This is a genomic window from Polymorphospora sp. NPDC050346 (assembly GCF_040655695.1).
Lineage (GTDB): Bacteria > Actinomycetota > Actinomycetes > Mycobacteriales > Micromonosporaceae > Polymorphospora > Polymorphospora lycopeni.
This window is the reverse complement of sequence record NZ_JBFAKM010000004.1, coordinates 149,374-162,989: the sequence shown is the minus strand read 5'-3', so window position 1 is coordinate 162,989 and position 13,616 is coordinate 149,374. Positions and strand designations below refer to the sequence as shown.

Genomic DNA, 13,616 nt, shown 5'->3' with positions numbered 1-13,616 from the left:
AACGCTAGGAGGAAGGTGGCCGGTGCCGCCCGGCCCCGGACCGGTTGCGGCACGATCCCGGGAGAGTCCACTGTGCTCGGTCATCGACCGTCGTCCCTGTCCCGGATAGATCCGCGTGCGCAGGGATTTCGCGGCCCGACGCGCCGGCGACCCGCCCGGCGTACTCCCTGGTCACGGAAATCGTGGCCGGCGGGTGCCCGGGGTCACCGGGCACCCGCCGGGCGCGGTCAGCGCTGTCCGGTGTCGGAGACCTTGACCGTGCAGGTGGCGGTCGCCCGCACCGTCGGGTCGCTCTCCGAGACGGCGGTCAGCGACACGGTCGCGGTCGGCGTCGAGCCGGGGTCCCGCGCGACGTAGACGGTGACGCTGTCACGCTTGTGGAACGGGATCGCGGTGACCTCGTTGTAGAGTTCCGCGTTCCAGCCGCTGCCTTCGGTGGTGACGCTGAGCCGGTAGATGTCGGCCCGCGCCATGTCCTTGACGTCGGTGGGGTGCGTCGCGCGGTCGAACGCGACCGGCTTGCCGGAGTTGATGACCGGGAAGGTGCACCGGGCGGCCTTGCCGGGCTTGTGGCGGCCGGCCTTGCCGTCGTTGACCTGTACGCCCCGGGTGTGCGGGCCGGCGCCGTCGAGCGAGCGCACACCCACGGTGTACGTCCGCACGCCGTCGGCGTCGTAGTGCAGGTCGATGATGTAGAAGTGCAGCCGGTTGTGCGGGTCGACCCACTCGAACTCGGTGCCGGAGTTGGTGCCGACGTTGAAGGTGGCGTCGTTGAGCTGGCGCGGGTCACCGGGTACGACCATCCGCGGCGTGCCGTCCGGCTGGTAGAAGTCGACCATCCCGATATCCTCGGGCTTGGGGTCGATCGTCCAGGCGAAGCAGGTCGCGGTGCCGCAGTTGGTGGCACGCGGCTTGGTCTTGTTGATGATGACGCCGTTGCCGGGGATGTACGAGTCGACGCCGATCTGCTGCACCGTCTCGATCGTGTAGTGCGTGTAGTCGCTGTTGCCGGCGCAGTCGACGCCGCCGGTCGACGGGTGGCACGACGGGGTCCGGTCGACCGGCGCGGCGCCGTCGAGGGTGACCCGTACGCCGAGCAACTCGTCGGTCAGCGGCCCGGCGGCGCGGGCGCGGACCTTTGCCACGACGAGCCCGGACTGCTTCAGGCCCTCCCGGCTCAGGTCGACGATGTCGGCCTCGGAGATCAGTCCGAGCTGGAGCTTGTTACGGATGTTGTGGTGCGGGCCGACGGTGGAGCCGCCGTCCGCCGGGACCTTCCAGCGGGTGTGCATGCCGGTCGGGCCGTTCCAGGAGCCCTGGCTCATCATGTCCCACTGCCCGGTGAAGGTGCGCTGGGCGGGGACGGCGAAGGCGCCGTTGTAGTTGTCGCCGATGCCGAGGATGTGGCTGAACTCGTGGGCGTACCCGGCGGTGCCGGACGACTCGGCCATGTTGCCCGAGCGGTTGCCGGCGCTGGCCCAGGTGAACGAGCCGGCCGCCCAGGACGTCCACGGGATGTAGCGGGTCTTCATCGCGTTGGGCATCTTGTTCTCGGGGTCGAACTCCGCGGGCGGTCCCCACGCGTCCGGCACGTCCTCCGGCCCGTTGAACATCATCTCGCCGAAGACCTGCCAGGCGGTCGACTCGTCGAGACCGGCGCCCATGTAGAACACCTGGTCGTACGAGTTGGCGACCTCCTCACCGACGTCGGCGACCCAGGCGGCGCGGGCGTCGCGGGCGAAGTTGCCGTTGCAGGTGAAGTTGGGCGGGCAGCTCGACGCGTCGCCGTACGGCGCGTTGCCGTACTCGAAGTGGTTGCGCGGCATCCGGTACGAGCCGTACGAGGTGAGGTCGACGCCGTACTTGCCGTACGAGACCTCCATCCAGTACGAGTTCAGCGTCTGGCCGTGGTTGAGCTTGCCGGGCTTGTTGAGCAGGTCGCGGTAGAACTCGGGTACGTCGTCGCGCGGGATGTCGCCGACGCCGATCGGGTTACCGAAGATCGTCGAGCCCTCGGGCTGGGTGATCTGGAACGGCATGTTCGGGTAGTCGAGGACGACGAGTGCGGCGTTCCACTTGTCGACGGTCGGCTGCCGGTTGGGGTCGGTCCAGTCGATGCCGGGGACCGGCTTGAAGTCCTCCCAGGTGAGGTCGTACTGGTTGTCCCAGTCCTGGGGGTCGAGCGGGGTGATCTTCGGGCTGTACTCGGGCACCGTCGCGATGGCGGGTTGCGGGTGGACGATGGCGCCAACCGCGAGGGCGGCGACCATGGTCACCGCTCCGAGCCGACGCCTGGATCTGCCGTTCAGAGCCATACGGTCTCCTCTTGGGGGTGGTGGTTGCGTGGCCCCCGTTGACACGCAAGAGCCTCAGGCAGACTTGATCGAGGCAGTAATATTGTAGTGTCACCCACCACCTCTCACAACACCCTTTAAGCTAGGTAGTGATCCCCCTCCATGACAGCTCAGAATCCCTATCGATGAGCCAAACCAGGGCTCGATCACGATTCAGATACGATAGTGCAATTGCACATCGCACACGAGCTCTGACATGGTTAGGTCCTTCCACACGGCCGGCGGTAAACCGGCTACCGGCGCCTTAACCAGGGCGACCGACCGGCGAGCGTCGACACGGGGCGGGGTGGCGCCCGACCGGACCGCGGCGCGCCCCCAACGCTGGGACAACCAAGGAGAACGGAATGCGTATAACCGGCAAACTACGCCCGGTTGTCGCTCTGACGGCTACTGCTGCCCTCATCGCGGGTTGCAGCGGCTCGGGCGACAGCTCCGATCGCGACGGTGACCGTAAGACCTTCATCTTCGGTGCATCGGACGACCCCAAGACCCTCGACGCGGCCTACGTGTCCGACGGTGAGTCCTTCCGGGCGATCTTCCAGATCTACGAGACCCTGGTCGCCCTCGAGCCGGGCGGCACCGAGGTCGTCCCCTCGCTGGCCACCGAGTGGACGATCAGCGACGACGGCCTCGCCTACACCTTCAACCTGAAGCCGAACGTCAAGTTCCACGACGGCGAGGCGTTCAACGCGGCGGCGGTCTGCTTCAACTTCGACCGCTGGTACAACTTCAAGGGCGCCCAGCAGAACGGCGACATCTCGTACTACTGGCAGACGATCTTCGGTGGCTTCGCCACCAAGGACAACGACTCGGTCCCGGAGACCAGCCGGTACAAGTCCTGCGAGGCCACCAACGACACGACGGTCACGCTGAACCTGGCCCAGCCGTCGTCGGCGCTGCTCGCCGGCCTGGTCCTGCCCGCCTTCTCGATCGCCAGCCCGAAGGCGATCACCGACGGTGGCACCGACGTCACCGTCCAGGGTGACTCGATCTCCTACAGCGGCGGCTTCGGCTCCACGACCGTCGCCGGCACCGGCCCGTTCAAGTTCGTGAGCTGGGAGCGGGGCGACCGCCTCGTCCTCGAGGCGAACGAGGAGTACCACGAGGGCCGGCCGAAGCTGGACGAGATCATCTTCCGGCCGATCGCCGACGCCACCGCCCGTCTCCAGGCCCTCCAGGCCGGTGAGATCGACGCGTACGAGGGTGTCGCGGCCGCCGACGTCGCCGCCGTGGAATCGGCCGCCCAGGTCGTCTCCCGGCCGGCGTTCAACGTCGGTTACGTCGGCTTCAACAACAACATCCCGCTGCTGAAGAACCAGAAGATCCGGCAGGCGATCGCGCACGCTCTCAACCGCCAGGGTCTGCTGGACGCCCAGTACCCGCAGGGCGCCGAGGTGGCCAACCAGTTCCTGCCGCCGTCGCAGTGGGGCTACAACAGCTCCATCACCGGCTACGAGTACAGCGAGGAGAAGGCGAAGCAGCTCATCGCCGAGTCCGGCGAGACCAACCTGACGCTGGAGTTCTGGTACCCGGCCAACGTTTCCCGGCCGTACATGCCGAACCCGCAGGCGGTCTACGAGTCCTTCGCCGCCGACCTGGAGAAGGTGGGCTTCACCATCGTCCCCAAGACGGTGCCGTGGACCCCGGACTACCTGCAGAACATCCAGAGCGACAACCTGGGCCAGCTCTTCCTGCTGGGCTGGAGCGGTGACTACGCCGACCCGGACAACTTCGTGGGTACCTTCTTCCGCGAGAACAACCCGCAGTTCGCCCTGAACGAGCCGAACATCCAGGGCAAGCTCAACCAGGCGCTGGCCGAGACCGACCAGGCCGCCCGCCAGGCGCTGTACGAGGAAGTCAACCAGCTCCTGTTCGAGTACATCCCCGGTGTGCCGTTCGTGCACAACCAGCCGCTGCTCGCCCTGGCCAAGGACGTCACCGGCTACACCCCGTCTCCCGTGAGCCTGGAGTACTTCAAGCTCATCGACCTCGGGAGCTGAACCGACGTGCTGCGCTTCGTCTTCCGACGACTGATCCAACTCGTCCCGATCCTGCTCGGGCTCTCGATCCTGCTGTTCGCGTGGGTACGCGCCCTGCCGGGTGGTCCCGCTCAGGCTCTGCTCGGGCAACGGGCGACGCCGGAGGCAGTCCGGGACATCGAGGTGCAGCTCGGCCTGGACCGCCCGCTGTGGGAGCAGTACCTGCAGTTCCTGTGGCGGGCGGTCCGGCTCGACTTCGGCGCGTCACTCCAGACCGGCCAGCCGGTCGTCGACGAGATGATGCGCCGGTTCCCGGCGACGATCGAACTCGCCCTCTGCGCGCTGCTGATCGCGGTCGCGATCGGCATCCCGCTCGGCTACCTGGCCGCCCGCCGGCACGGCACCTGGGTCGACCACCTGGTCGTCTCCGGGTCGCTGCTGGGCGTGACCGTACCGATCTTCTTTCTCGCCTACCTGCTCAAGTTCGTCTTCGCGGTGCAGCTCGGCTGGCTGCCGACCGCCGGCCGGGCCGACGCCCGGGCCCGGACCGAGCATCCCACCGGCTTCTACGTCCTGGACGGGATAATCACCGGTGACCTCGGCGCCAGCTGGGACGCGATCACACACCTGATCCTGCCGGCCCTGGCACTGGCGTCGATCCCGCTCGCGGTGATCGTCCGGATGACCCGCGCCTCGGTGCTCAACGTCCTCAACGAGGACTACGTACGCACCGCCGAGGCCAAGGGCCTGCTCGCCGGCACGATCACCCGCCGCCACGTACTGCGCAACTCGATGCTGCCGGTGACCACGGTCATCGGTCTGCAACTGGGTGTGCTGCTCGCCGGCGCGGTGCTGACCGAGACGGTGTTCGCGTTCGCCGGCGTCGGCAAGTTCATGGCCGACGGCATCGTCGAACGTGACTTCCCGACCATTCAGGGATTCATCCTGGTCATCGCCGTCATCTACGTCGTGGTCAACATGATCGTCGACCTGGTGTACGGCCTGCTCGATCCGCGGGTGAGGGTTTCATGAGTGTTACCGAGGCCGGTGCCGTCCCCGCCGGACAGGCGCCGGAGAAGCTTGGGTCGGACAAGTCCGACTCCCGCCCGCCGGCCCGGGGCCTGCGCGGCGAGGCCGCCCGCCGGTTCTTCCGCAACCCGATGGCGATCGTCGGCCTGGTCCTGATCGCGATCTTCGTGACGGTCGCGATCCTGGCGCCCTGGATCGCCCCGTACTCGCCGAAGGACAACTCCTGGCTGTCCGAGGTCCGCCCCGGCGTCTACCCCGGACCGTCGGCCGAACACTGGCTGGGCATCGACCCGCTCGGCCGTGACGTGTTCTCCCGGCTCGTCCACGGCGCCCGGCAGTCGCTGCTGATCGGTGTGGTGTCGCTGACCCTCGGCGCCACCGCCGGTGTCTTCCTGGGCCTGCTGGCCGGCGCGTTCGGCGGCTGGGTCGACACGGTCGTCATGCGGTTCGTCGACATCATGCTCTCCGTACCGGGCCTGCTGTTCGCCATCGCGGTCGCCGCGATGCTCGGCCAGAGCCTGACCTCGGTGATGATCGCCATCGCGGTGGTCAACGTCCCGATCTTCGCCCGTCTGTTGCGCGGCGAGATGCTCGGCCAACGCACCGCCGACTACGTGCTGGCGGCGAAGTCGCTGGGCATCTCCCGGGCGGGCATCGTCTTCCGGCACGTGCTGCCGAACTCGTTCACCCCGATCCTGGTCCAGGGCACCCTGACCCTGGCCCTGGCGATCGTGGAGGCGGCCGGCCTGGCGTTCCTCGGCCTGTCCGGCAGCGACCCGTCCACCCCCGAGTGGGGCCGGATGCTCAACGACGCGCAGAGCACCCTCGCCGCCGCCCCGATGCTGGCGTTCTACCCCGGCCTGGCGATCGTCCTGGCCGCGCTCGGCTTCACCCTGGTCGGCGAGTCGCTGCGGGAAGCCCTCGACCCGAAGATGCGGCGGTGACCCGATGAGTTTCCTCCAGGTACGCGACCTGACCGTGACGTTCCAGCGGTCCGGTCACCCACCGGTGCGGGCCGTCGACGGGCTCACCCTCGACGTGGCGGCCGGCCAGTCGGTCGGCATCGTCGGCGAGTCCGGCTCCGGCAAGTCGGTGACCTCGCTGGCGATCATGGGCCTCCTCCCCCGCCGCGGCGTCAAGGTCACCGGCCAGGTACGCCTCGGCGACCGGGACCTGACCGCCCTCACGCCGCGCCAGATGCGCGACGTACGGGGCAGCGAGGTCGCGATGATCTTCCAGGACCCGATGACGTCCCTGAACCCGGTGATCACCGTGGGCCGCCAGCTCACCGAGGTGATCACCCGGCACTCGCAGGCGTCCAAGGTGGACGCCCGCCGCGAGGCCGAGTCGCTGCTGCGCCGGGTCGGCATCCCCGATCCGGTCCGCCGTCTCGGCGAGTACCCGCACCAGTTGTCCGGCGGCATGCGGCAGCGCGTCATGATCGCCATCGCGATCGCCTGCCGGCCCAGGCTGCTGATCGCCGACGAGCCGACCACCGCCCTCGACGTGACCATCCAGGCGCAGATCCTCGACCTGCTGCGCGACCTGGTCAGCGAGAGCGGCTGCGGCCTGATCATGATCACGCACGACCTGGGCGTCGTCGCCGGCCTGTGCGACGAGGTGCACGTCATGTACGCCGGCCGGGTCGTCGAGTCGGCGACCGCCACCAACCTCTTCGGGCGGCCGTCGCACCCGTACACCGACGGCCTGCTGCGCTCCATCCCCCGCATGGACGACGACCGCGGCGCCGCCCTGCACACCATCCGCGGCTCGGTACGCGACCTGGTTCCCTGGGACCGCGGCTGCGCGTTCCAACCCCGCTGCGACCGGGCGGTCGACGCCTGCCTGGCCGGCCCGCCCGCGGTGACCGACGTGTCGGTGACCTCGCCGCACCGGGCCCGCTGCATCCGGCCGGTCAACGTCGCGGCCTCCTCCACCAGCGTCAGCAAGGCGAAAGGCGGTGTCCGGTGAGCCTGCTCGAGGTACGCGACCTCAAGGTGCACTTCCCGATCAAGGCGGGCACGCTCTTCCAGCGGACCACCGGCGCGGTCAAGGCCGTCGACGGCGTCGACCTCGACGTCGACGCCGGAAAGACGTTCGGCCTGGTCGGCGAGTCCGGCTGCGGCAAGTCCACGCTCGGCCGGGCCATCATGCGGCTGACCGAGCCGACCAGCGGCTCGGTCACCCTCGACGGCCAGGACCTGCTGGCGCTGAAGGAACGGCCGCTGCGGTCGCTGCGGCGCACCTTCCAGATGGTCTTCCAGGACCCGATGGCCAGCCTCAACCCGCGGCAGAACGTCGAGTCGCTGCTCACCGAACCGCTGCGGGCGCACAAGATGCCCGGCGGCGCGGCCGGGCACGCCAAGCGGATCCGCGAACTGCTCGACGTCGTCGGCCTGCCGTCGTCGGTGGTCAACCGCTACCCGCACGAGTTCTCCGGCGGCCAGCGGCAGCGGCTCGGCATCGCCCGCGCCCTGGTGCTGAACCCGCAGCTGGTCATCGCCGACGAGCCGGTCTCCGCGCTCGACGTGTCGATCCAGGCCCAGGTGATCAACCTGCTCAAGGAACTGCAGGAGCGGTTCTCGCTGACCTACCTGGTCATCGCGCACGACCTGGCGGTGGTCCGGCACATCAGCGACACCGTCGCCGTCATGTACCTGGGCACGATCATCGAGCAGGCGTCGTCGGAGACCCTCTACCGTACGCCCATGCACCCGTACACCCGGTCGCTGATGAGCGCCGTCCCGGTGCCGGACCCGTCGGTCGAGGTGGCCCGCAAGCGCATCCTGCTGCACGGCGACCTGCCGTCGCCGGCCAACCCGCCCAGCGGCTGCCGCTTCCACACCCGGTGCCCGTGGCGGCAGGCCAGCCGCTGCGACGACGAGCGGCCGGTGCTGCGCGAGCTCGCCTCCGGGCACAAGGTCGCCTGCCACTTCGCCGAGGACATCGAGGCCGGCCGGATCCAGCCGCGGACCGACGGCGCCGCCGCCGACCCGGCGCCGGTCAAGGTCGCCGAGCAGCCGGACGAGATCGAGGAGCCGGTGGAGGCCGCCAACCTGGCCAAGGGAGGTCCGGACCGCGCAGCGGGCGTGCAAGGCGGGATACGACCGAATGCCCTCTGAGCACACATCCGGCACCGTCCATCTGCGCCGCCCCGGGGTCAGTCTCGTCATCGACGCGACCGGCCCCGGACTGCCGGAGATCAGGCACTGGGGACCGGAACTCGGCGACGCCGACGCGGCGTACGTCGCCCGGCGACCCGACGAGCCGTCGGCGATCAACACCCCGGACCCGACGGTGCCGGTGGCGGTCCTGCCCGAGGCCGGCACCGGCCACATGGGCCGGCCCGGGCTGCGCGGCCACCGGGCCGGCACCGCCTGGTCGTCGGCGTTCACGCTGACCGCGACGAGCGTGACGGCGGACGCCGCCACCTTCACCGCGCTGGACGAACGCACCGGGCTCGAACTCGTCACGCACGTCGAGCTGGCCCCGTCCGGCCTGGCCCGGCTCCGGCACACCGTCACCAACACCGGCGGCACGCCGTACACGGTGGACGCGCTCGAGGTGGCGGTGCCGGTGCCGGCGCACGCCGACGAACTGCTCGACTTCACCGGACGCTGGGCCCGCGAACGCCACCCGCAGCGCCGGGCGTTCGACCACGGTACCTGGGTACGGGAGAACCGGCGCGGCCGGACCGGACACGACGCCACGATCGGGCTGGTCGCCGGCACCCGCGGCTTCGGCCACCGGCACGGCGAGGTGTGGGCGGTGCACGTGGCCTGGAGCGGCAACCACGTGACGTACGCCCAGCGGCTGCCCGAGCGGCGGTCCACGCTGGGCGGCGGTGAACTGCTGCTCAGCGGCGAGGTGATCCTCGCACCCGGGGAGTCGTACGAGTCGCCGTGGCTGTACGCGGCGTACAGCGGCGCCGGCCTGGACGGGATCGGGGCCGCCTTCCACGGCTGGCTGCGGTCCCGGCCGGGGCATCCGGACACCCCGCGCCCGGTGGTGCTCAACACCTGGGAGGCGGTCTACTTCGACCACGACGCCGACCGGCTGCGCGGCCTCGCCGACGTGGCCGCCGACCTGGGCGTGGAACGGTTCGTGCTCGACGACGGCTGGTTCACCGGCCGCCGCACCTCCAGTGCCGGCCTCGGTGACTGGTACGTCGACCCGGACGTGTGGCCGGACGGCCTGCACCCGCTCATCGACCACGTCACCGGCCTCGGCATGGAGTTCGGCCTGTGGGTCGAACCGGAGATGGTCAACCCCGACTCGGCGCTCTTCCGGGCCCACCCGGAGTGGGTGCTGCGCCCCGCCGACGGGGTGCTGCCGCCGCCCGGCCGCCGCCAGCAGGTGCTCGACGTGTCCCACCCGGACGCGTACGCGTACCTGCTGGAACGGCTCGACGACCTGCTGCGCGCGTACCGGATCGCGTACCTGAAGTGGGACCACAACCGGGACCTGGTCGACGCCGGCCACCACGGCCGGGCCGCCGTACGCGAGCAGACCCGCGCGGTCTACCGGCTGCTGGCCGAACTACGCCGCCGGCACCCGCACGTGGAGATCGAGAGCTGCTCGTCCGGCGGCGCCCGGATCGACCTGGAGGTCCTGGAGCACACCGCCCGGGTGTGGGCCAGCGACTGCAACGACGCCCTGGAGCGGCAGGCGATCCAGCGCTGGACCGGCCTGTTCGTGCCGCCCGAACTGGTCGGCGCGCACGTCGGCCCGCCGCGCTCGCACACCACCGCCCGTACCCACGACCTGTCGTTCCGGGTGGCGACCGCCGTCTTCGGGCACTTCGGCCTGGAGTGGGACGTCACGACCGCGACGGCCGACGAACGGGCCGCGCTGCGGACCGCGATCGCCGGCTACAAGGACCTGCGGCCGGTGCTGCACGGCGGCACCGTCGTCCGCGCCGACCACCCCGACCCGGCCGCCTGGGTGCACGGCGTCGTCGCCCCGGACCGGGCCACCGCCGTCTTCGCCTACGTGCAGCTCGCCACGTCGGTCGACGCCGTACCGGCACCGTGGCGGATGCCCGGCCTGGACCCCGACCGGGTCTACCGGGTCACCGTCCTGTCCGAGTTCGGCCGGCCGGCGACCACCGGCCGGATCGACCCGGCGTGGTACGGCTCCGGCCCGGTCGAGGTCGGCGGGCGGGTGCTCGGCACGGTCGGGCTGCACCCACCGGTGCTCGCCCCCGAGCAGGCCCTGCTGGTCCGGCTGGACGCGGTCGGGCCGGCCGCCGACGGAGGTGTGTGATGACCGCCCCTGACGTGCTGGTGATCGGCGCCGGCGTGGTCGGCGCCGCCTGCGCCTGGTACGCCACCAGGGCCGGGCTGCGGGTCACCGTCGTCGACCGGGGCCCGGTCGCCGGCGGCACGACCGGGGCCGGCGAGGGCAACATCCTGGTCTCGGACAAGCCGCCCGGCGCGGAGTTGCGGCTCGCCCAGCTCTCCTCCGGCCTCTGGCGCGACCTGGGCGAACAGGTCGGCGGCTTCGAGTACGAGCCGAAGGGCGGCGTGGTCGTCGCGTCGGCGGCGGAGACCCTGGACCAGTTGGGGACGCTCGCCGACGACCAGCGCGGCGCCGGCGTCGAGGTCACGATGATCGGGCCGGACGGGCTGTCCGACTACGAGCCGCACCTGAACCCGGCGCTGGCCGGTGGCGCGTACTACCCGCAGGACGCCCAGGTCCAGCCGGCGCTGGCCGCCGCCCGGCTGCTGCGCGCCGCGCGGGCCGAGGGCGCGCGACTGCGGTCCGGGGTCGAGGTGCGCGGCCTGCTGCGCGACGGCGACCGGGTGACCGGCGTACGCACCGGCGACGGCGACCTCGCCGCCGGCGCCGTGATCAACGCGGCCGGCACCTGGGGCGGCGAGATCGCCCGGCTGGCCGGGATCGACCTGCCGGTGCTGCCCCGGCGCGGCTTCATCCTGGTGACCGAGCCGCTGCCGCGCATCGTGCGGCACAAGGTCTACGCCGCCGAGTACGTCTCCGACGTCGCCAGCGGCGACGCCGATCTCCAGACGTCGCCGGTGGTCGAGGGGACGCCGGCCGGGCCGGTGCTGATCGGGTCGAGCCGGGAACGGGTCGGGTACGACCGCACCCTGTCGGTGCCGGCCCTGCGGGCGGTGGCCGCGAAGGCGATCGGGCTGTTCCCGGTGCTGGCCGGGGTGTCGGTGATGCGGGCCTACCGCGGTTTCCGGCCGTACTGCCCCGACCACCTGCCGGTCATCGGCCCGGACCCGCGGGCGCCGGGGCTGCTGCACGCCTGTGGCCACGAGGGGGCCGGCATCGGCCTGTCCGCGGCGACCGGGCTGCTGCTGTCGCAGGTGCTGACCGGCCGGGACACCGAACTCGACCTGGCCCCCTTCCGACCGGAGCGGTTCGCATGACCGAGCAACGCGAGGGAATCGACCGGCTCAGCCCGCAGTCATGCGGCCGCCGAGCGAAGCGAGGTGCCGCATGACCGAGCAACGCGAGGGAATCGACCGGCTCAGCCCGCAGTCATGCGGCCGCCGAGCGAAGCGAGGTGCCGCGTGACCGAGGAGTTTTCCTTTGACGACCGGCGGGTCGGTTTCACCGCCGGGCAGACCGTCGGTGCCGCCCTGGTCGGGGCCGGAATCCGGTCCTGGCGCACCACCCGGGTCGAGGGCCGTCCCCGGGGCGTCTTCTGCGGCATCGGGGTCTGTTTCGACTGCCTGATCACCATCGACGGCGTACCGAACCAGCGGGCCTGTCTGGTCCCGGCGCAGCCGGGGATGGCGGTCCGTACCCAGGAGGGTGGTGGCCGTGACCAGCTCGCGGTTTGACATCGCGGTCGTCGGGGCCGGCCCGGGCGGGCTGGCCGCGGTGACGGCGGCGGTCGCCGCCGGGGCCCGGGTCGCCCTGGTCGACGGGGCCGGGCAGCCGGGTGGGCAGTACTGGCGGCATCCGGCCGGCGACCTCGACGCGGTCGCCGACCTGCACCACGGGCTGCGGACGTTCCGGGCCCAGGTGCGGGCGACCGACGCGGCGACCACCTTCTTCGGCCATCAGGTGTGGACGATCGAGAAGGTGGCCGCCGGTTTCGTCGTACGGGCGGTGGCGGCCGGCACCGAGGTCGAGATCGCGGCGGCGACGCTGGTCCTGGCCCCGGGCGCGTACGACCGGCAGTTGCCGTTTCCCGGCTGGGACCTGCCCGGCGTCTACACGGCGGGCGGGGCGCAGGCGCTGCTCAAGGGCAACCAGGTCCTCGCCGGCCGGCGGGTCGTGGTGGGCGGGACCGGGCCGTTCCTGCTTCCGGTGGCGTCGGGGCTGGCGGCACGCGGTGCGAAGGTCGCCGGGGTGTTCGAGGCGAACTCGCCGCTGGGCTGGGTGCGCCGGCTTCCGGCGGTGCTGCCGGTGGCCGGCAAGCTGACCGAGGGGGCGGGTTACACGGCGGCCCTGGCCCGGTACCGGGTGCCGTACCGGTCGCGGCACGCGATCGTCGCGGCGCACGGCACGGACCGGGTGACGGCGGTGACCGTGGCCCGCCTCGACCGGGACTGGCGGGTGGTCGCCGGTTCGCAGCGGCGGGTCGACTGTGACGCGGTCGCGGTCGGCTGGGGCTTCACGCCGCAACTGGAGCTGCCGTTGGCGGTCGGGTGTGCCACCCGGGTCGACGTCGACGGGTCGGTGGTGGTGGAGGTCGACGCGGCGCAGCGGTCGTCGGTGCCCGGTGTGTACGTCGCCGGGGAGGCGTGCGGGGTCGGCGGGGCCGCGCTGGCCACCGTCGAGGGTGCCGTCGCCGGCCGGGCCGCGGCCGGGGAGGCGACCGGCCGGGCGGCGGGCGACGGCGGAGTGCCGCGCCGGCTGGCCGGGCAGCGGAGCCGGCTGCGGGCGTTCGCGGCCGCGATGCACCACACCCATCCGGTACGCGACGGCTGGCGGGAGTGGCTGACCGACGAGACGCTGGTGTGCCGCTGCGAGGAGGTGTCCGCGGGGCGGTTGCGCGAGGCGACCGACGAGCTGGGTGCCACCGACGCGCGGTCGGCGAAGCTGCTGAGCCGGGCCGGGATGGGCTGGTGCCAGGGCCGGGTCTGCGGTTACGCGACGGCGTGCCTGGTGGCGGCACAGTGCGGCCGGCCGGCCAATCCGGGTTCGGCCGCGGAGCGGCCGGTCGCCGTACCGATCACGTTGGGTCTGCTGTCCCAGGAGCCGGGAACCTGACCGTGGCCAGGCAATTTCTGTCAGTGACCTCAGTGACATTTTACATGTCACCGATTATGGT

The 13,616-nt window shown here is 71.4% G+C and carries 10 protein-coding genes; 9 read left to right on the top strand and 1 reads right to left on the bottom strand.

Going from position 1 to position 13,616, the window contains the following annotated elements; genetic code table 11:
- Positions 1–227: 227 nt before the first annotated feature.
- Positions 228–2,315 (bottom strand): M6 family metalloprotease domain-containing protein, encoded by a 2,088-nt coding sequence (locus tag AB0I42_RS06310; RefSeq protein ID WP_357534709.1) that lies wholly within the window; start codon positions 2,313–2,315, stop codon positions 228–230.
- Positions 2,316–2,860: 545 nt separating this feature from the next.
- Between AB0I42_RS06310 and AB0I42_RS06305 the strand changes: the two genes are divergently transcribed.
- The 9 genes from AB0I42_RS06305 (at position 2,861) to AB0I42_RS06265 (ending at position 13,555) form a co-directional block, all read left to right on the top strand.
- Entirely contained in the window at positions 2,861–4,354 is a 1,494-nt protein-coding gene (locus tag AB0I42_RS06305; RefSeq protein WP_357534707.1) for an ABC transporter substrate-binding protein, read from the top strand.
- A 6-nt stretch (positions 4,355–4,360) separates the two neighbouring features.
- Positions 4,361–5,365 (top strand): ABC transporter permease, encoded by a 1,005-nt coding sequence (locus AB0I42_RS06300; RefSeq protein WP_357534705.1) that lies wholly within the window; start codon positions 4,361–4,363, stop codon positions 5,363–5,365.
- Positions 5,362–6,306: an ABC transporter permease gene (locus AB0I42_RS06295; RefSeq protein WP_357534703.1), complete on the top strand. Its 945-nt coding sequence runs from the start codon at positions 5,362–5,364 to the stop codon at positions 6,304–6,306. Before AB0I42_RS06300 ends, AB0I42_RS06295 begins: the two co-directional genes overlap by 4 nt.
- A 4-nt stretch (positions 6,307–6,310) precedes the next feature.
- On the top strand, positions 6,311–7,333 hold the full coding sequence (locus AB0I42_RS06290) for an ABC transporter ATP-binding protein (RefSeq protein WP_357534702.1): 1,023 nt from the start codon (positions 6,311–6,313) through the stop codon (positions 7,331–7,333).
- The gene (locus AB0I42_RS06285; RefSeq protein ID WP_357534700.1) at positions 7,330–8,484 is read left to right on the top strand and encodes an oligopeptide/dipeptide ABC transporter ATP-binding protein; all 1,155 of its coding nucleotides are present in this window, start codon (positions 7,330–7,332) and stop codon (positions 8,482–8,484) included. The genes AB0I42_RS06290 and AB0I42_RS06285 overlap by 4 nt, the downstream gene beginning before the upstream one ends.
- Positions 8,474–10,627, top strand: a complete 2,154-nt coding sequence (locus tag AB0I42_RS06280) for an alpha-galactosidase (RefSeq protein WP_357534698.1) — start codon at positions 8,474–8,476, stop codon at positions 10,625–10,627. The genes AB0I42_RS06285 and AB0I42_RS06280 overlap by 11 nt, the downstream gene beginning before the upstream one ends.
- The gene (locus AB0I42_RS06275) at positions 10,627–11,760 is read left to right on the top strand and encodes an FAD-binding oxidoreductase (protein ID WP_357534696.1); all 1,134 of its coding nucleotides are present in this window, start codon (positions 10,627–10,629) and stop codon (positions 11,758–11,760) included. Before AB0I42_RS06280 ends, AB0I42_RS06275 begins: the two co-directional genes overlap by 1 nt.
- A gap of 144 nt (positions 11,761–11,904) precedes the next feature.
- The gene (locus AB0I42_RS06270; RefSeq protein WP_357534695.1) at positions 11,905–12,177 is read left to right on the top strand and encodes a (2Fe-2S)-binding protein; all 273 of its coding nucleotides are present in this window, start codon (positions 11,905–11,907) and stop codon (positions 12,175–12,177) included.
- Entirely contained in the window at positions 12,158–13,555 is a 1,398-nt protein-coding gene (locus AB0I42_RS06265) for an NAD(P)/FAD-dependent oxidoreductase (protein ID WP_357534693.1), read from the top strand. The genes AB0I42_RS06270 and AB0I42_RS06265 overlap by 20 nt, the downstream gene beginning before the upstream one ends.
- Positions 13,556–13,616: the final 61 nt, after the last annotated feature.